Source organism: Alteromonas sp. S005 (assembly GCF_036864475.1).
GTDB lineage: Bacteria > Pseudomonadota > Gammaproteobacteria > Enterobacterales > Alteromonadaceae > Alteromonas.
In genome coordinates, this window is the sequence record NZ_JAZETN010000005.1 from 50,429 (window position 1) to 69,059 (window position 18,631).

At 45.1% G+C, this 18,631-nt stretch carries 14 protein-coding genes; 3 read left to right on the forward strand and 11 right to left on the reverse strand.

Going from position 1 to position 18,631, the window contains the following annotated elements:
- Window positions 1-285: 285 nt before the first annotated feature.
- Both V7R55_RS08275 and V7R55_RS08280 read left to right on the forward strand, forming a co-directional pair.
- Window positions 286-2,442, forward strand: a complete 2,157-nt coding sequence (locus tag V7R55_RS08275) for a TonB-dependent siderophore receptor (protein WP_334058993.1) — start codon at window positions 286-288, stop codon at window positions 2,440-2,442.
- Between the two features lie 67 nt (window positions 2,443-2,509).
- A complete protein-coding gene (locus V7R55_RS08280; RefSeq protein ID WP_334058995.1) occupies window positions 2,510-3,718 on the forward strand; it encodes a PepSY-associated TM helix domain-containing protein in 1,209 nt (402 codons plus the stop codon).
- 91 nt (window positions 3,719-3,809) lie between these two features.
- Here the strand turns inward: V7R55_RS08280 and mazG are convergent, their stop codons facing one another.
- From mazG to djlA, 11 genes are all read right to left on the reverse strand, one after another.
- Complete coding sequence (gene mazG, locus V7R55_RS08285) at window positions 3,810-4,760, reverse strand: nucleoside triphosphate pyrophosphohydrolase (protein WP_334058997.1); 951 nt, start codon at window positions 4,758-4,760, stop codon at window positions 3,810-3,812.
- Window positions 4,738-6,921, reverse strand: coding sequence for a GTP diphosphokinase (gene relA, locus V7R55_RS08290; RefSeq protein WP_334058999.1), 2,184 nt, complete (start codon window positions 6,919-6,921; stop codon window positions 4,738-4,740). The genes mazG and relA overlap by 23 nt, the downstream gene beginning before the upstream one ends.
- 12 nt (window positions 6,922-6,933) lie before the next feature.
- Complete coding sequence (gene rlmD / locus V7R55_RS08295) at window positions 6,934-8,394, reverse strand: 23S rRNA (uracil(1939)-C(5))-methyltransferase RlmD (protein ID WP_334059001.1); 1,461 nt, start codon at window positions 8,392-8,394, stop codon at window positions 6,934-6,936.
- A gap of 129 nt (window positions 8,395-8,523) precedes the next feature.
- Entirely contained in the window at window positions 8,524-8,901 is a 378-nt protein-coding gene (acpS, locus tag V7R55_RS08300; RefSeq protein ID WP_334059002.1) for a holo-ACP synthase, read from the reverse strand.
- A gap of 20 nt (window positions 8,902-8,921) precedes the next feature.
- Window positions 8,922-9,659, reverse strand: a complete 738-nt coding sequence (gene pdxJ, locus V7R55_RS08305) for a pyridoxine 5'-phosphate synthase (protein ID WP_334059004.1) — start codon at window positions 9,657-9,659, stop codon at window positions 8,922-8,924.
- Between the two features lie 264 nt (window positions 9,660-9,923).
- The gene (gene recO / locus V7R55_RS08310) at window positions 9,924-10,637 is read right to left on the reverse strand and encodes a DNA repair protein RecO (protein WP_334059006.1); all 714 of its coding nucleotides are present in this window, start codon (window positions 10,635-10,637) and stop codon (window positions 9,924-9,926) included.
- Window positions 10,638-10,740: 103 nt separating this feature from the next.
- Complete coding sequence (locus V7R55_RS08315; RefSeq protein ID WP_334059008.1) at window positions 10,741-11,022, reverse strand: hypothetical protein; 282 nt, start codon at window positions 11,020-11,022, stop codon at window positions 10,741-10,743.
- 98 nt (window positions 11,023-11,120) lie between these two features.
- Entirely contained in the window at window positions 11,121-12,842 is a 1,722-nt protein-coding gene (gene recJ, locus V7R55_RS08320) for a single-stranded-DNA-specific exonuclease RecJ (protein WP_334059011.1), read from the reverse strand.
- Between the two features lie 245 nt (window positions 12,843-13,087).
- Window positions 13,088-13,810, reverse strand: a complete 723-nt coding sequence (gene dsbC, locus V7R55_RS08325; RefSeq protein ID WP_334059012.1) for a bifunctional protein-disulfide isomerase/oxidoreductase DsbC — start codon at window positions 13,808-13,810, stop codon at window positions 13,088-13,090.
- 360 nt (window positions 13,811-14,170) lie between these two features.
- The gene (xerD, locus tag V7R55_RS08330) at window positions 14,171-15,097 is read right to left on the reverse strand and encodes a site-specific tyrosine recombinase XerD (RefSeq protein WP_334059015.1); all 927 of its coding nucleotides are present in this window, start codon (window positions 15,095-15,097) and stop codon (window positions 14,171-14,173) included.
- Window positions 15,098-15,961 (reverse strand): co-chaperone DjlA, encoded by an 864-nt coding sequence (gene djlA, locus V7R55_RS08335; RefSeq protein ID WP_334059017.1) that lies wholly within the window; start codon window positions 15,959-15,961, stop codon window positions 15,098-15,100.
- A 409-nt stretch (window positions 15,962-16,370) separates the two neighbouring features.
- Here djlA and V7R55_RS08340 point away from each other — a divergent pair, with 409 nt between their 5' ends.
- Entirely contained in the window at window positions 16,371-18,629 is a 2,259-nt protein-coding gene (locus V7R55_RS08340; RefSeq protein ID WP_334059019.1) for an LPS-assembly protein LptD, read from the forward strand.
- Window positions 18,630-18,631 lie beyond the last annotated feature (2 nt).

An 18,631-nucleotide genomic window follows, 5' to 3' on the forward strand; every position in this document is an offset into this window, starting at 1 on the left:
GATAAAGTGGATCTACATTGCTTTGTCGTAAATCAAACCTACTCTATAACCATACGCCAAATTAATGAAGTTTCCATCTACATTGGTCTAATTTACTTTGATGCGAATTAACACCTATCCATCTACGTTGCTGCACACCATAACTCTCGCTTACTGATATTGATTACAACACGACAAATGGCATACAAATATAGATGAACGATAATAAAAACTGTTATCATTTACACTAAAATATTGGCTTTTCATCACGCTCCTTTTATCACACAACACTTGGATTTTTTTGCAATGAAATATTTAGCCGCGTTAATAGCTGCTTCGTTGACCTCCCCTGCTTTATCACAAGACATTGAAATCTCTTCGGATACACGTGAAATATCACCCGCGAAATCCGACCAAGTAGAGCGTGTGGTAGTGACTAGTAGAGCTATCAATCTATATCGCAATGGTAACTCATCTACAGGTAAGTTAAGTGTTGACCCACTTAATTCGACCCAACAAATCACTACAATCAACGAAAGCTTGATACGCGATCAGGGTGCGCGCAATGCAAAAGATATTTATCGTAACATTGCTGGTGTTAGCCAATTTAGCTATGCCGGTGTAACCGCCAGGGGTTTCAGACAAGAGGAAATCTTCTTCGATGGCTTACGCGGAGACCCTTATGTAGGTTTTAACGTACCTCAACTATTTAATATCGAGCGCGTAGACTTTTTAAAGGGCCCTGCCGGAATGCTCTATGGGCCGGGAGCGCCAGGTGGCTTGTTCAACTACGTCACAAAAAAACCTACGTCAGAATTCGACGCCAACGCTAGAATAATTGCTGGTTCACATGCTCGCTTTGGAGGCTCAGCAGAAATAAATGGGGCAATTAATGACGACCAAAACGCCCGTGCAGGTGTTTTTTATGAGCAGCAAGATACTTATCGAGACAACAGCGACAGTGAAGTATTTATCTTCGATTCTGGCTATACATACGACCTTCAAGGCCACCTACTAACGCTTCAGTACACTCATTACTCACAGGATTTGGGCGCTAATCGACTGCGCGGAGTGCCCGTCGACGACAGCGGTAACTTTCTCACAAATCCAGACTGGAATCATAATGAAGCCAGTGACTTCCTAAATTTGCGCTCTGACTCTGTTCAGCTCTCTCTAGAAGGACAGCTTAACGATGCAGTAAGCTACAATACACGTTTGCGCTATATAGATAATGAACAAGAGCAGAACTACCATGAGCCACGTGCTCTTATTGATAGCGATGGAGATGGGAACATAGACCTTGTCGGCCGTGAATTTAGAGATCAGTTACGCGAACAAGAGCAACTTAGCTTTGGCGCCAACTTTGTATATTCAGGTGAGTGGTTGGGTGCAGACCATAGAACGGCGTTCGGCATTGACCTTTATAAAGGAAAAGAGGACGCGCTTTTAGGTGCTGCGGCATTTCAGCAGGATTTCGTTCTTCGTTATCTAAGCGGAACTTCACTTGAATCAGATATCATTCCACTAACGCTTACTAACCCTAACTACGGTATAACGCAGTCTGAAAACTACAATGTACAATTCAGACCATTGAGCACAACCGAGCAAACGCGAAACGGTGCCTATGTACTGAATGAACTTGCTTGGGAGCAGTTTACCTTTGTTGCTGGTTTGCGCTACGACCAGTTTGAAGATGAAACGTCTAGTGCCATTTTCGACGATTCAAACGTAAGCTTCAGGGTTGGGGGTATTTATAAAATTAGCGCTAATATTTCACTTTATGGTCAATGGGCAGATTCATACGAACCACAGTCGGTAAGTAATCAGCAAGTTCAGGCAGGTGGACCGTTTGAACCAACTACCGGAGATATTATTGAAGGTGGTGTGAATGCAGAGCTGTTCGATGAAACCACCTTACTGCGACTGGCCGTGTATCAAATCACTAGGCAAAACCTCCTTCAGTCTACCGGCGAAGACCCTGAAGGCGACGGCATTGATAATGTCGCGCCCGTGGGTGAGGTGACCAGTGACGGATTCGAAGTTGAGGTTATCACTGACATAACGCCAAATTGGATCTTGAGCGTAGCTTATGGCTACAACGACGCAAGAATCACCGCAGATAATGGCGGTGGCGGTATTAGAAATAGTGTCGGCGACCGCTTCGCTAATGCGCCTCAGGATCAATTTGGTTTCTGGACGCGTTACCAAATACCTGAGTGGGATCTTGCCTTTGCCTTTGGTGGAAACTATGTTGACGACCAACTGAGCCTGTCTGGTCAGAACGTGAAGTCATATTTCATTGCAGATGCGTCGATAACTTGGGAAGTAGACAACTACAGCGTACTATTTAGAATAGATAACCTATTTGATAAAGAGTATGCCGAATCAGGCTTTATTGAGCGCACAGGTCACTTCCCCGGAAACCCAAGAAACGGTTTTGTAGAATTCACCTACAAATGGTAAACACTGCGTTTTTTACTATGTTCCCTGCACCATGCAGGGCTTGTCTTTTACCTTACACAAGTATTTCATGACTAACGATAAAACCGCGCAAAGAAAGTACCTAAAGAAGTTATACAACTTGCACGCGTGGGTAGGTTTTCAGCTCTCACTCGTGCTTTTTATTATTGTTGCAACGGGCACTATTGCTACGGTATCCAATGAAATTGATTGGCTAGTGTTTGAGGAAATGCGCACGTTTAATACGCCTCCTAGCGATCTAAACAACGCCGATGATGAAATTGTTAAGTGGAACAGTATCTATGAGGCTACGCTTAACTTTGCAGAACAAGCAAAGATAAAATCCATCTCGACCATGGGTCATGAAAATTTCACTTACCGTGTCAGAGCAGAATTCCCCGATGGTCATGACCGCTTTCTCCACGTGGATCAGTACACCTATGAAGTGACAGGCGATATTCCTATTTTAACGATTCAGCGGTTCTTCCGAGACTTTCACCGCTATCTGTTTATGCCTAATTATCTTGGCTTACCAACGGTTACCTTTTTCGCATTCATTCTTGCTATCTCGCTGTATACGGGCCTAAAAACAACCCGAAACTGGAAAACCGCCATTACGCGTCTCCGCCTAAACCAAGGCCCAAGAATACTACTGAGCGACCTTCATAAACTGCTTGGGCTGTGGAGCCTCTGGTTTTTCATTGTCATTGTTATAACCAGTTGGTGGTATTTATTTGAATTCGGTGCCGCAGTTGTAGGTAATCGATTTGAGCCTCGCCCACCTAAGGCCACCGTCATTTCAAATTATGAGCAAGTTAACCCTGTATCAACCACGCAGTTTTCCAGTGCGTTTCAGAAGGCATCGCAAGCCATTGAGGACTGGCAGATCACCGGTGTACTATTTCCTACCTCAGACACAGCAGCACTGAGATTCACAGGTATAGGCAATAACCCTTTACTACGTGAGCGCGCGCATAAAGTAGATATTGATATAACCAATCAGCGTATTGTTGGCGTACAAGAGCCCAAAAGTATGGTCTGGACTAACTACCTCAATGAATACGCAGACCCGCTGCACTTTGGATACTTCGGTGGGCTTTTGACTAAGTTAATTTGGTTTGTATTTGGTGTTGGTTTAACAACGCTTTCTGCAACGGGGGTGATGATGACATGGAAGCGTACGAAATCATCAGCTCTGACCAAAACACAAAAGCGAACGCTGCCCATCTTACTTCTGGCACTAGTCTATTTTGTCTTTTGGCTGCAGCGGTATTTGTAATTCGTTCTAACTGAAGAATCACATACCTCAGCACCAGCGCGGCATACACGTTATCAGTCTAAGCAGCCTTTTAGTATGCTGCGACCTACAATTACTTAGTGTTAGACGACTGCTTGACCTGCTGCCACAGCGCTTCCATTTCATCAAGCGTCAATGCGTCGAGCTTGTCGCCCTGTTCAGCCGCTAGGCGCTCTACGCCTTTGAAACGGTTAGCAAACTTGTTACTGGCGTTTCTAAGTGCAGTATCAGCATCTACCTTGCAATGTCTTGCTAAGTTAACCATGGCAAAAAGGGCATCGCCAATTTCTTCTTCAATAGCTTGTTGGTTGTCAGGCGCGCCACTTTTTAAAGGTGCAACACCCGCATCCAGTGCCCCCTGTGCTCGCTGTTTGAAATCCAGCTCTTGCTGAATCTCTTCCACTTCCTCACGCACTTTATCTATGACAGGAGCGGCATCAGGCCAATCAAATCCTACCTTTGCACAGGCTTTCTGCAGCTTTTGCGCGTACATAAGTGCTGGCATACCTTTAGGCACATTATCTAGAATACTGGTTTCTATTGCTTCGTGAGCTTGCTTTAAACGCTGCTTTTTAAGCTGCTTTTCTTGGGCTTTAATAGCATCCCACTGCGCGTTTAAAGCACTGTCGTTCAATTGGGTGCGTTCGACCGTGACGTTTTCATTTGTATCGCCTTCGCCCTCAGATGCATGCGAATTAGCAAACACATGGGGATGGCGACGCACGAGCTTATCGCTAATGCTTTGCGCCACATCATCAAAAGAAAATGCCTTCGATTCACTGGCTATCTGCGCGTAAAACACCACTTGAAACAGCAAATCACCCAACTCGTCTTTGATGTCGTGCATATCACCAGTGGCAATAGCATCAGCCACTTCGTAGGCTTCTTCTATGGTGTAGCGAGTTAGGCTTTCCATGGTTTGTTTTACATCCCACGGGCACCCAGATTGCGGGTCGCGCAGCTGCGTCATAATTTCAAGCAGCCGCTGCATTTCGCTAAGGTTAGCTTTGCTTGCGTTTTGCATCTGTCACGCCTTTAAGCTGTCGCAATTGGGTTAAGACTTTTGACACTCTCTCAAGATCATTAACCTCGATAGATATGGTAATAAGCGCCGTCTGCCTGTTTTTATCACTTAAACTATTTACCCCTAAAAGTGGCACGTTTTCATTCGCTAACACCGTAGTAATGTCGCGCAACAAGCCGTTTCTATCGTGGCAAAATATATCAATGCCTGTCTCAAAGCCCACTTTAAGCTCATGAGACCAATTCACTTCTATCTGGCGCTCAGGATGCTGTGACAACAAGTTCTGCAGCTGACTGCAGCTTTCTTTATGAACGCTTACGCCACGGCCTTGTGTGATATAGCCTAAAATAGCTTCGCCTGGTACCGGCTTACAGCAATTCGCCAGCTGGCTCATTAAGTGGCCCACGCCCTGCACCACCACTGCATCTTTTTTGCCCGTCCCGGCCGCAGTTTTGCGCGTTTTCACCTTAGGACTAATTTCGGGTTCTGGGGCTGGCGGTTCCTGCAAATGATGAATAAAGTTAATCACCTGCATAACGCGCACATCACCAGCACCTACCGCAGTGTACAAGTCATCAAGAGTTTGTAAATTAAACTTCTCAAATGCCTCATTAGGTACTTTGGCAGGCAAGTGTGCACGCTGAAGTTCTCTTTCTAGCAGTTCTTTACCGGCAGCAAGGTTTTTATCTCTGTCCTGCTTTTTAAAGAAGGAGTGGATAGTTGCACGGGCCCGTGATGAATGCACATAACCAAGGCCTGGGTGCATCCAGTCGCGGCTTGGATTTGGCTCTTTTCCGGTGAGCACTTCTATCTGATCGCCACTTTGCAGTAAATAAGTGAAAGGCACTATTCGCCCATTCACTTTTGCGCCTATGCAGCGATGGCCTACGTTACTGTGAATGTAGTAGGCAAAATCTAGAGGCGTAGCGCCTTGGGGAAGGTCAATAACATCGCCTTTGGGTGTAAACACGTACACCCTATCGTCAAACACCTGGCTGCGAAGTTCTTCAACTAAATCGCCGGATTCCGCCACTTCTTCTTGCCATGCAAGTATTCGGCGAAGCCAGTTTATTCGCTCGTCATAGCCAGATTGTTTACCCGTACTGCCCTCTTTATATTTCCAGTGAGCAGCCACACCCAGCTCTGCATCCTGATGCATTTTCTGGGTACGAATTTGAATCTCAACCGACTTTCCCTCAGGCCCCACGATAACCGTGTGAATAGACTGGTAACCGTTAGGTTTAGGCGTTGCGATATAATCGTCGAATTCGTTAGGTAAATGTTTATAGCTGGCGTGAACAGTGCCTAAGGCTGCGTAGCAATCTTGTAGCCGCTCGGCAATAATACGCACTGCACGAATATCAAAAAGCTGTTCAAACGTCAGGCGCTTTTTCTGCATTTTTTTCCATATGCTGAAAATGTGCTTGGGGCGGCCGTAAACTTCAGCGCGGATCTCTTCGCCATCAAGTAAACCTTGCAAGTCGCCTACAATAGTTTCTATGTACTCAGCGCGCTCTCTACGCTTACCGTCTAACTGCTTGGCAATTTGTTTGTAAGTAACAGGGTGTAAGTAACGAAACGCGAGATCTTCAAGTTCCCACTTTAACTGGCCGATGCCCAAGCGGTTTGCCAATGGCGCATAAATACTGGCGCACTCGCGAGCCACCATAACGCGGGTTTCTTCATCAGCTTTTTTAACCTGTTGCAGTGCACAAATACGCTCAGCCATCTTAATAACAACGGCGCGTACGTCTTCTACCATCGCAAGCAGCATACGACGAATGCTGTCTATATGCTGCTCGTCTGATCTTTCAGCAAAGCCAGCGCCGTTCACTTTTCGGGCATGTAACGATTTAATGGCATCCATTCGGCGCACGCCTACAATCAGGTCGCGTATTTCCCCGCCAAACTCTTCATAAATATCATCTTCACTTAAGGCGTGCTGCTCGCAATAAGGGAAAACCAAAGCAGCCTGAAGCGTTGCGTCATCCATATTGAGCTGACATAAAATCTCAACCATTTCCTGACCAACCAATAGCCGCTCTGGAATGGAAGATACTGCACTAAGCTTATCTTTTGTTTCTGCACTCAATTCAAGGCTGTCTAGCCAGGCTTCAAAGGGGGGACGGTCTGCTTCGTGGACCTTTCTTGTTGATACCATATCCTTTACTCGTTACTGCTGCTTTCGCGTAAACAAGGCCATCATTTCCATGTGATGGGTGAAGGGGAACATTTCTGCTACGCCCGCTTTTTCCATTTCATAACCTCCGTCTATCAACACCTTCGCGTCTCTAGAAAATGTACTAGGGTTGCAAGAAACATACACTATCGTTTTTGGTAGTGCTTTTACAAGCGCATGACAAACGGTCAATGCCCCTTCTCTTGAAGGGTCTAGCAGTACCTTATCAAAGCCCAGCTGCAATGAAGCCTCGACGTTGGTCTTATCAGTCAAATCTAAATGCAGCCACTCCACATTTTCAATGCCCTGTTGCTGTGCATTGTCTTTGGCGCGGCGCACCATCTCTGCTACACCCTCTATCGCTTGTACCCTAGCACCTGACTTAGCAATAGGTAAGGTAAAATTGCCCAGTCCGCTAAACCAATCGGCTATACGTTCGTTGGGCAGTGGGTTTAGCCAGTCTATTGCTTGGTTAATCATTTTTTCGTTAACCACTTTGTTTATTTGAATAAAGTCATTGGCACTTGGTGAAATAGAGCAGTCATTTACCGTGGTCATAGTTAAATCAGTGCCATGCCCTACACTTCGAATTTGCCCTGTTTTATTCTCAAGCTTTAACTCTACTTTACCGGCAGTGGCAAGAGAGTACTCATTAACCATTTCTTTCACTGCATCGATAAGCTCTGCCTCAAGGGCTTTAGTATGTTTAATAACAAGGTGCGAAGTGTTATCGCCAGCAACGAGGCTTAAATGCCCAATATGTCGAGCTGACTCAAACCCTGTGAGCGCGTCTCGCAAAGGGCCAATGATATTAGATAAAGGGTCAACCAAGATTGGGCAGGTATCCACATTGGTTACTTTGTTGCTGTTCGCTTCGCGAAAGCCTAACTTAATTTGATTTGGGTTGCGGGCATCGATAGCCAATCTTGCTTTTCTGCGATATTGAGGACGTGGCCCCACTAACGGCGCTTGCCAAACGTCTGCTTTCATTGCCAATTGACGTTCCATCATCACTTTAAGGGCATTATCTCTTTGCTTGAGGGCAGCATCGGGCTTTATATGCTGTAGCTGACACCCGCCACATGCATCAAACACAGGGCAGAAAGGCGCTTGTCTTTCATCACTTGGCGAATGAATATTTGTCGCTTTAGCGTTAATAACTTTCTTTTTGCTCGTTAGCACCTCAATGTCGCAGGTTTCACTAACTAGGGCACCTTCAACAAAGATCATGGGGTTGCCGCGCACTACTCCATGGCCCATCCAGTCGATATCTTCGATTGTAACCGTATTGGAATTTATCTTCTTACTGGCTTGAGAGGCTTTGTTAGCTTTTCCAAACCGAAGTCCTGCGACCTGCGCATTCGCACTGGCACTATCTTTTTTTGCACTGCCACCTAGGCGGGAAGACGTTTTGCCTTTTTGTTTGCTGCGTGATTGTTTAAAAAGGTTTGCCAAGTGTGACTCCGGTAACTTGCTTTGCGTGGTTTGATATTTGTAGCGTTTTTTATAAACGCAGGCCAGATAGGTGTAATCTACCTAGGCTAATTCGGTCTGCGTTTTAGTAAGCCGTGTTTTTGTAAATGACTAGGATTCTAGTATAACGGTGGCGACGGCATAATGCTGCTCATCTGAAATGCTGATCACGCTTCGGGTAATGCCCCTTGCCTTACACATAGCAGCAAATTCACCAGAAAAATGAAGTTCTGGCGCCCCTAGGTCGTTGTTACGCACTTCTATGTGTTGCCAACTAATCCCATTTCCAATACCCGTACCAAGGGCTTTCACCGCTGCTTCTTTCGCGGCAAAACGTTTTGCTAAAAAGCGTACTGGTGTAGCGTGCTCGCTAAACGTCTGCCACTCGGTAGGCGTAAGTACACGCTTTGCCAAACGTTCGTTAGCGCTCTCGCCTTTACCAAGGCGAGCAATTTCTACAATGTCAGTACCTAGCCCTGCAATCGCCACGCTGTATTTGCCTTTTTACGTTAAATGCCCGCGCGAGCTTCAAGCATAAGCTTACGCATATCAGCCACTGCTGTGTGAAGCCCGTCGAACGCAGCGCGAGCAATGATGGCGTGACCAATGTTAAGTTCTATTAGCTGAGGAATAGCGGCAATTGGCTTAACATTGTGGTAGTGCAGACCATGTCCCGCATTCACCTTAAGCCCTAAACTGTCAGCATACTCAATGCCTTCAACTAAGCGAGCCAGCTCTTTGTGCTGCTCATCTTCATTGGTAGCTTCTGCGTATTGGCCCGTGTGAATTTCAATATAAGGCGCGTTACATGCTGCCGCTGCATCGATCTGTGCTTTATCTGCGTCGATAAATAAAGACACTAAGATATTGGCATTAGCAAGTCGCTCACACGCGGCTTTAATATTCTCGAAATTGCCCGCTACATCTAGACCACCTTCAGTGGTTAACTCTTCACGTTTTTCTGGTACTAAGCAGCAAAAAACAGGTTTTACTTCTTCTGCAATGGCTAGCATCTCATCGGTGACTGCCATTTCCAGATTAAGTCTGGTGTTAATGGTTTGCGCCAAAATACGTACGTCGCGATCTTTAATATGGCGGCGATCCTCACGTAAGTGAACGGTGATGCCGTCTGCACCTGCGCGCTCTGCAATGTCCGCAGCGTGCACTGGATCTGGATAATGTGTACCGCGCGCATTGCGAAGCGTTGCGATATGGTCGATGTTAACGCCTAATAGAATCGTGCTCATTTCACCACCTAACCTGTAAGAGCGAAAGAAGATGCGTGCTCTTCATGTTTAATAGATTATTTGAAGGGCGCAAACACCCTTATTTAGAAAGTGGTGATTGTAGCAAACTTTTTTATAGAAGGTGCTGTTTAAGCATTTGAGTTAAGAGAAAATAATCTAAAGCTATTAGCGTTGATAGCAGCTCTTGTCAAAAGCAAGACGCGTGAATATGAGCACTATAACAAAAGGCGCTGCACCTCATTAGTGGCTGAACACATCAACGCACTAGCGATGTTTCGGCATAAATAGTTCGCGGCTTTTAAGTGGCTTGTCGCCAATGAGCGGTTTAAGCAAGTCGCGACAAAGCACTTTAGCGACCTTTTTGCTTAGCGGGGTAAACTCCCCCTGGGACAAACTAAGCAACGCTTGCCCGGGAAAGCCTCGCATGCCCCTTGCACCAGCCATATCTTCGGGAATAGGCACAAAGCCCGCATCTATCTGAAAGTTATAGCTGCCTGTTTCTTCTATTGGCATTTCGTATTCTACGTCAGTAGTAAAGTCGGGCAGTAGCCCCATTTCATCAAGTAGTGCAAATTCGAACTGTCGCAAGGTCACTTCTATATCGCTATTATCACGAAGGGACAGCAACGCGTTTTCATAAGCATTATGAACGCCATCGCTGGCAAGCCCCGCTGGCATAACGCGGTTTGTTAGCTCGTTTACATACATGGCGCAAAATAGCGCTGTGCCTACGAGATTGATGGATGGGGCGACGCTTTCAACGTGGCGTAAGTTTTTTAACTCTGACTTACCGCTTAACTGTAGGCGAAGATGTTGGAAAGGTTGAAGCAAGCTCTTTTTATCTGATTTACTGTTTTTCACGCCCTTAGCTACCGCGCTTACACGCCCCTCCTCTAGGGTAAAAAAGTCAACAATATAGCTGGTCTCCCTGTAAGGGCGTCTATGCAGTACATAGGCATTTAACCATTCATTATTCATTGTTGTTCACTATTGTTCAGCACCGAATCGGTAGCTATTTAGGTGCAAGTTAAAAGGTGTAAGTCAAAAAAGGTCTATTTTAGCGGCAAGGGCAAATGACTTATTAGCTGCGTTTAATTCTTACCACTTTCATGGTTTCAAATTCAATGCCAGCCACTTCTTCAACATGGCGATAATAAGTTACGTTTACCCGTGCCCCTTTTAAGCTTTGATACTGCTGTTTTCGCCGGTAAATAAAAGGGACTTCAATGCCCTCTAGCATAATGGTGTGGCGTATCCAATCACTGTCTTTTTCTTCACGCTGAACGTGAGAAACCACTTTAACATTGTCGGTTTGATTAAGCTGACTGTGCTTTTCCACCAGCTTCTGTCGTTCGCTTTTCACCCTTGCCTCTTTTTCTTACTTTTTAGTTCTTTAGCTCGTATCGCTTTTTGACTAGCTAGGTTTTAGAAGGCTCAATGCTGTACCTGAATTAAATTCGCTTAAACTGCTTCTATTTGCTCGATAATAAGCTGTACAGTTTCTTGCCCTCTGAAAACGTTAATATCAAGACGGTAAGCAATATGTACACGTTTTACCATAGCATTGGGCCATGCTTTCAAATCAACGTTAAACGCAATAGCGTCTACTTCGTTGGCGCCGTCACCTTTCAACACCATTTTAAGGTGCTTTTGTCCCACTAAGCGCTGATCAAGTAGCGTAAATTCACCATCAAATAACGGTGACTCAAAACCCTGCCCAAACGGACCTGCCTGACGCAACAAATGAGCAAAAGGCAAACACAACTCCTCTGAAGATAAATCACCGTCAGAGAGCAGTGCATGATTGCCATCAAGCTTTTCCGTATGGGTACGAGCTACATCAACAAAAGCTCGTTCAAAATCTGAAAGCTTTGCGACAGGTAAACTCAACCCAGCAGCCATTGCGTGCCCGCCAAATTTCTCGATAACCCCAGGGTATCGCGTATTGACTTCATCAAGTACATCGCGAATGTGCACACCAGGAATGGAGCGCGCCGAGCCTTTAATCACAATATCGTCTTGATGAGCGAAAGCGATAACAGGTTTGAGATATTTCTCTTTTAAACGCCCTGCCACAATACCAATCACGCCTTGGTGAAAGTCTTCGCGATAAACCACCAGTGCGCTCGGCATATCGCCTTCATCCAGCGCCATCTGATCTAGTACTGTTTCGGCTTGCGCTTTCATACCGGTTTCAATTTCGCGGCGCTCCTTGTTAAGGGCGTCGAGTTCTGCCGCAATCATACGTGCTTGAATGGTTTCATCTTCTAATAAGCAAGCAATGCCTTGCGACATATCGTCTAAACGACCGGCGGCATTAAGTCGTGGGCCTACTACAAAGCCCAAATCGGTGGAGGTTAGGTGCGCGCAATCGCGGTTTGCCACTTCAACTAGCGCTTTAATCCCAGGTCGGCACTGACCAGCCCGAATACGCTGAAGACCTTGGTGAACTAATATTCTGTTATTTTTATCTAAAACCACAACATCGGCCACTGTGCCGACAGCAACAATATCTAACAAGGAAGCTAGGTTGGGTGGTGCAATACCTACTTTCTCAAAATACCCTAGCTGCTGTAGCTTCGCTTTAAGCGCAAGCATGATATAAAAAGCCACGCCCACGCCAGCTAAATTTTTAGAGGGGAATTCACAGCCAGGTTGGTTAGGGTTCACTATCGCATCAGCCGGCGGTAATGTATCACCTGGCAAATGGTGATCGGTCACAACAACCTGCATACCTAAAGATTTAGCATGGGTTACACCGTCAATACAAGATATGCCGTTATCCACGGTTACAATAACCTCGGCACCTAGTTTGGCTGCCTCATCGACAATAGGTACGCTCAGCCCATAACCAAAATCAAAGCGGTTAGGTACAAGGAAATCAACGTTGTGATAGCCCATGGCTCGAAGCGCCAGTATACATACCGATGTACTGGTAGCGCCATCGGCATCAAAATCGCCCACTATGATAACGCGCTTATTTTGCACAACGGCATTGGCAAGGATTTGCGCGGCTTGAGGCATCCCTTTTAATACGTTGAAGTGAGTAAGCCCTTTTAGGCCATTCTCCAAGTCATCCATATTTGCAATATTACGACCGCGATAAATCCTATCGATAACAGGGTGTAAATCTGAACTTAACGAGGGGCCGGTAACTTCGCGGCGAACAATAGGCAAAATCATGAAATACCACTAACCAATACTGTAATTGCAGTTGTCGATGCCAGTTCAGATAGGCTTTAAATAAAAAGACTGGAGTCAGGACACTGAATAAGTTAGTGCAGATTCCAAGTAAACGCCCGTGTGAACTGCACAGCAAAACTGTACGAAAAAACGCTAGAAAATATGGAAACGAATGATACCTCAGAAAACAAAAAAACGCACAAAGCGTGCGTTTTTTGGTATTAAAAAATTAGGAGGCTAATTAACTACTCGGTTTCTTCCAAAGCTTTTGCAAGAAGCGCAGCTGGCTGGTAACCCGGAATCAATGAACCATCGGGTAACACGATATTGGGTGTGCCGTTAACTCCTAGCTTTTGACCTAGCATATATTGCTCAGCCACTTTGTTCTTACAGCTGGCACTTGCCACATTACTGCCTGCTTTTGCTTTAGTTAACGCGTTTTGTGGGTCTTTAGCGCACCACACTGACACCATATCTTCATAGTTCTGGCTATTTAGCCCAGAACGCGGGAACGCAAGGTAATGAACCGTAATACCCGCATCATTAAGTTCGTCAATTTCGTTATGGAATTTACGGCAGTAGCCACATGTGATATCGGTGAACACGCTTATTTCGTGCTTTTCGTTTTCAGCCTTAAACGTGATAGACGACGACTCCATTGATGCTACGCCTTCTTTGCGCAGGCCTGAAAGCGCCAACTCTGTTTCGTTGCGCATTTCTTCATCAATATTAAAAACGCGAGCCTGAAGCAAATACTGCCCGTTTTCACTTACGTAAAACAAGCCGCGGTTTGTCGATACCTGAACTAAGCCAGATACGGGAGAATCGGCAATGGTTTCTACATCTAGCCCAAGCATTGATGTTAATTTATCGCGTATAGCGGCTTCGTCAGCAGCTTGCGCGCTCAACCCTAACAGAGAACCTGCCGCAACAACGCTGGCTAACAATACTTTCTTTACTGCTTTCACTAAATACTCTCCATTTTGCCATTAAAGTTCGCTTATACTTACTGGCTTAACATGCAACTGCTTTAACAGGTATCTTTTCACTTAAAAGCAATTGCTAAAATTTTTACATTTATAACGTTCAGACCGTAAAAGTTAGCAAAAAATTGCACATTAAACGCTAATTTTCTTTTAACCTCGGTGAATTTAACGTCAACATTTAAACGCAGCCGCGTTAAAGCATTAACGGAAAATGTATTTTCTAGAACGTTTTGCTTGGCTCGTATCCTATCATAGACCTTTTTATTTTATATACGTCATCACTGAGCCTCGTCGTATACAGAGCCTATTTTATAGCATTTTTGTTCAATAGTTTTTTGTTGGTTAGCCTCGAGGGTGATGGCTATGAATAAGCGTCTGCAACCGCTCAGTCGCCACATGGGTATAAATTTGGGTTGTCGATAAGTCGCTATGACCTAACAACATTTGTACTACACGTAAATCAGCGCCGTGGTTTAACAGGTGTGTCGCAAAGGCATGACGTAATGTATGGGGAGATAAATGCTGTTCAATACCTGCTTTTACTGCATAGTACTTAATGCGATGCCAAAAAGTTTGGCGCGTCATCTTTTGCCCGCGCTTGCTAAGAAAAACCACGTCAGATGTTTTTGTTGCAAGAATAGGCCGCGCAGTTTTTATATAAGTTAATAACCATTCGATTGCGTCTTCCCCAAGGGGCACTAAGCGCTCTTTATTCCCTTTACCAACAACTCTAACCACGCCTTGCTGAAGGCTTATTTGATCCATTGTTAACCCAATAAGCTCACTTACACGAAGGCCGGTTGCGTAAAGCACTTCAAGCATGCTCTTATCCCGACATTCAATAGGGTCGTCTGTTAAGGGCGCATTCAGCAAATCTTCAACTTGTTGCTCACTGAGTGAAGAAGGCAAAGCTTTGGGTGTTTTTGGATTAGAGAGCGCGGAAACTGGGCTATCTACACGCACCTGCTTACTGATTAGAAAAACGAAAAAGGCGCGAATAGCGCTAAGCGCACGTTGTGTACTGCGAATAGACAAGCCTTTATCATGGCGATAGGCAAGATAATCCTGAAGCTGTTCAGTAGTTAGCACAGCAATATCCTTCACGCCTTGATTATTACTGAAAATGGCTAGCTTGGAGAGGTCGGTGCGATAGCTTTGCTGAGTATGTTCTGACAGCCCTTTTTCGAGCCACAACATTTCAATAAAACCATCAATATGTGCCTGACTTGCCGCAGGCACATAGGTTAACTCACGTTCAATTTTTGCCATTTAGAAGCCACGCTTTTGCTTAATCAACTCATAAGCTGACTGAATATCTTGTGCCTTCTTTTTGGCAATCTCCATTGCCTGTTCTGGTAAACCTTTAGAGACCAGTTTGTCTGGATGATGTTCAGCCATACGCTTTCTGTAAGCTCGCTTTATTACTTTCTCATCGTCAGATGCCGCCACACCTAATATGTGATAGGCATCATCTAAGCTTTGCTGTTCTGAGTAGGCTGATTGGCTGTGCTGACGTTGACCTGAGTGGGTACGTTGCCCGGCTCCTGAGTGTGCCCGCTGCCTGAATCGAATTTCAGCTTCATACATTGAAATAAGATAATCTAAATCACGACGCCTAAACCCGAGTGGTTTCGCTACTTTTTCAAGTACATTGTATTCTTCTTGGGAAAGCTGACCGTCGGCAAACGCGGCTTGAATAAGAATTTCTAAGAATACTTGAAGGATATCCCGCCGGCCGTGGCTGGCATCATAGAAACCTTTCAACGTATCGACTAAAGGAAAGTCCCGTGCTTTGCCCTCTCTGAATGCGTCCTGCGCTTCGCGGCGTGCATCACCTGACAGACGCATTTCGTCCATTAACGCTGTAGCAATTTGAATTTCTCTATCTGTCACCTTACCGTCAGACTTAGCAAGATGACCTAATGCACTAAACAAGCTATGAAAAAAAATGGCTTGCTGCTTTAAATTATCCTGATCAGTAAAAAAGCGCCCAAAGCCACCTAGTTGATTAAAATCTTGGCGATAGGCTTTATCAAAAAAGTGGCCTATTAGTAAACCAAAGATAGCCCCAATTATGTGTTTGAAAAACATAAAGCCGAACAGGGCGCCGAGGATTTTTCCCCAAATTGACATCGCGTCTTTCTCCATTGGTGCACTGTTTAGAAAGTTGAAGTTACTGTCGTTAATTCACGCCGTGCAAAGCGCGTTAATCATCATATCAAATACATAAGTTAATTAACTAGGGCTTAAGCAGAACGAAATCAAGCTTACTGCCGCTAATTACCTCTGTCTTTGATGTGTTGTGCATATAAAAGCGCATTTTTTTGCCTGAATGGTTGGTTATTGCGACAGAAGTGCTTAGAATTGACCGCTTATATAAAAAGTAATAGCCAGTGAGCACTCTGCCTTTTCTGCAGCCAAAAGAAATAACAAGTGCAAGACCACTGGTTTTTTTAAATCGTTATGTCGAACTAACCGAGACGCAAGTCGTCTTATTTGGGTTTAAAAGCAACATACAACAAAACAGGCCACCCATTTACGCATGAAAAACACCTGCGCCATGCTTGTTTCCGCGACTCTTTTGCCTACGGTCGCGTTTGCACAGGAAACGACAGCTTCAAATTCTCAGTCAGTCTCAGATGCAGCCCCTCTTGCATTCTGCTCGGTCGAACCCGTTACTTTTAGCAGCCAAGCATTGATGCCTAAAGGCCATGTAAAGGTTGAAGCTAATCGAACGGAAATTATTCAAGATGCCGTAGCACTGTTTTCTGGCAATGTAGACATAACGTCAGATACCGCAATAATTAGCGCCTCCCAAGCGCAAGTCAATGAAACAAGTAGTGGGCGAGACCTCATTGCCAAGGGTGATGTGACTTACCAAGACGCACAGCTCAAAGTGGAAAGCGATGCAGTTACCCTTCGTTCTGAAGAAGAGCGTTTAGAGATGCAAAACACCCACTACAAACTAACGGGCTTTGTTGGACAAGGTGCCGCCAAAGACATCGTATTAGATACTGACACGGGAATTGTGCTCAAAGAAGTGAGCTTCACGACTTGTCCCGAGGGCGATGAAGACTGGATGATCCGTGCCAGTGAAATCAGTTTGGAAAAAGGAACCGTGTGGGGTCAAGCCAAACACACGCGATTTTACATTGCTGACGTTCCAGTATTTTATTTACCGTATTTTGCGTTTCCGGTAAGTAATGAAAGACAAACGGGCTTATTATTTCCCGAACTGACCAGCTCTAGTCGAACTGGTGTGGATTACACCCAACCTTTTTACTGGAATATCGCGCCTAACTACGACATGACCATTTCCCCGCGCTTGATGACACTGCGTGGTCTACAGCTAAATACTGAATTTCGCTACCTAACAGAACGTAGTCAGGGAAAAGCCTACGTTGAGTATTTACCAAGCGACTCGGATATTTCAGGTAATCCAGACCGCTATTTTTACCGCCTTGAACATCAAGGGTTAATTGCTGATAACTGGCTACTTAATATCGATTTTAATGGCCTGAGTGATGACAACTATTTGGTAGATCTGGGCTCAGATTACTACAGCCGTGCAGATACACACTTATATCGGAACATTGGATTGAGTTATTACTCACCAAGTCTCTCGGTCAGTGTGCAAATAAAAGATTTTGAAGTATTAGGTGATACGGCAGACAGCTATCGCGCGGTTCCAGAGATTAAAGTTAACTACAACAAATCGCTGGGTAAATACGTTGAGTTCAACCTTGACTCAGAAGTCGCTCACTTTGATAACACGCTAAATACTGCACCAACGGCAACGCGATTCCATATTGCGCCAACTTTGGCAGTACCGCTTCGCGCGGCGTGGGGGGAACTTGTTGCTGAAACCACAGTATTTCAAACTGTATACCAGCAAGATAATGTGGAAGACACTGATTTAAAAAAAGATGTAGAGCGTACTCTTGGTCAGGCTCGTCTTTACGGTGCATTATACTTTGAAAGAGATACATCTTGGTTTAGTGACGATATGTCGATGACCCTTGAACCAAAAATTCAGTATCTTTACACGTCTTATGAAGATCAAACCGCCATTGGTTTTTATGACTCTACGCCACTGTTGACCGATGTGGAAGGCTTGTTCCGAGGCCAAGAGTTCACTGGCCTTGATAGAATTAGCGACAACAACCAGATTACCCTTGGTGCCACAACGCGCATGTTAGACAAAAACAATCGGGAACAATTCGTTCTTAGTGTGGGTCAGATATTCTACCTTGAAGATAACAAAGTGGTTGCGGCGACCAAAAATCAAGACCGTTCGGCTCTTGCCGCTGAGGTAGATTGGCGCTTTAATCAAAATTGGTTCTTCCATACAGATGTGCAGGTCACCACTGACACTGATAAAGTTGACTTGAGTAGCGTGGGCATTGAGTACCGTAAAGATGATGCCCGCTTTATTCAATTGAGTCATCGCTATGTTCGCGATCTCAGTGGTGAAACCATTAATCAAATTGGTATTTCAGCAAGCTGGCCTATTTCCGAAAATTGGCAGTGGGTTGGACGTACTTACCGTGATTTAGAGCGCAATCGAAGTGTGGAAACTTACGCAGGTATTCAATATGAATCTTGCTGCTGGGCAGTTAGACTGGTTGCTCAGCGCAGTCTGAACAACCGCTACAACGACAGTGGCGTCCAGACAACCGACGATTTTGACTCTGGTGTATCGCTACAGTTTATTTTCAAAGGCATTGGTTCGTCGGGAACCCAAAGAAGCATGCTTCAAGACGGTATGTTTGGCTATCGTCAGCCTTATAGTTTAAATTAACC

Excerpts from the sequence above, each read along its gene's own strand:
- V7R55_RS08275 (WP_334058993.1), top strand. The coding sequence starts at position 286 with ATGAAATATTTAGCCGCGTTAATAGCTGCTTCGTTGACCTCCCCTGCT.
- V7R55_RS08280 (WP_334058995.1), top strand. The coding sequence starts at position 2,510 with ATGACTAACGATAAAACCGCGCAAAGAAAGTACCTAAAGAAGTTATAC.
- mazG (WP_334058997.1), bottom strand. The coding sequence starts at position 4,760 with ATGCAAAACGCAAGCAAAGCTAACCTTAGCGAAATGCAGCGGCTGCTT.
- relA (WP_334058999.1), bottom strand. The coding sequence starts at position 6,921 with ATGGTATCAACAAGAAAGGTCCACGAAGCAGACCGTCCCCCCTTTGAA.
- pdxJ (WP_334059004.1), bottom strand. The coding sequence starts at position 9,659 with ATGAGCACGATTCTATTAGGCGTTAACATCGACCATATCGCAACGCTT.
- recO (WP_334059006.1), bottom strand. The coding sequence starts at position 10,637 with ATGAATAATGAATGGTTAAATGCCTATGTACTGCATAGACGCCCTTAC.
- recJ (WP_334059011.1), bottom strand. The coding sequence starts at position 12,842 with ATGATTTTGCCTATTGTTCGCCGCGAAGTTACCGGCCCCTCGTTAAGT.
- xerD (WP_334059015.1), bottom strand. The coding sequence starts at position 15,097 with ATGGCAAAAATTGAACGTGAGTTAACCTATGTGCCTGCGGCAAGTCAG.
- djlA (WP_334059017.1), bottom strand. The coding sequence starts at position 15,961 with ATGTCAATTTGGGGAAAAATCCTCGGCGCCCTGTTCGGCTTTATGTTT.
- V7R55_RS08340 (WP_334059019.1), top strand. The coding sequence starts at position 16,371 with ATGAAAAACACCTGCGCCATGCTTGTTTCCGCGACTCTTTTGCCTACG.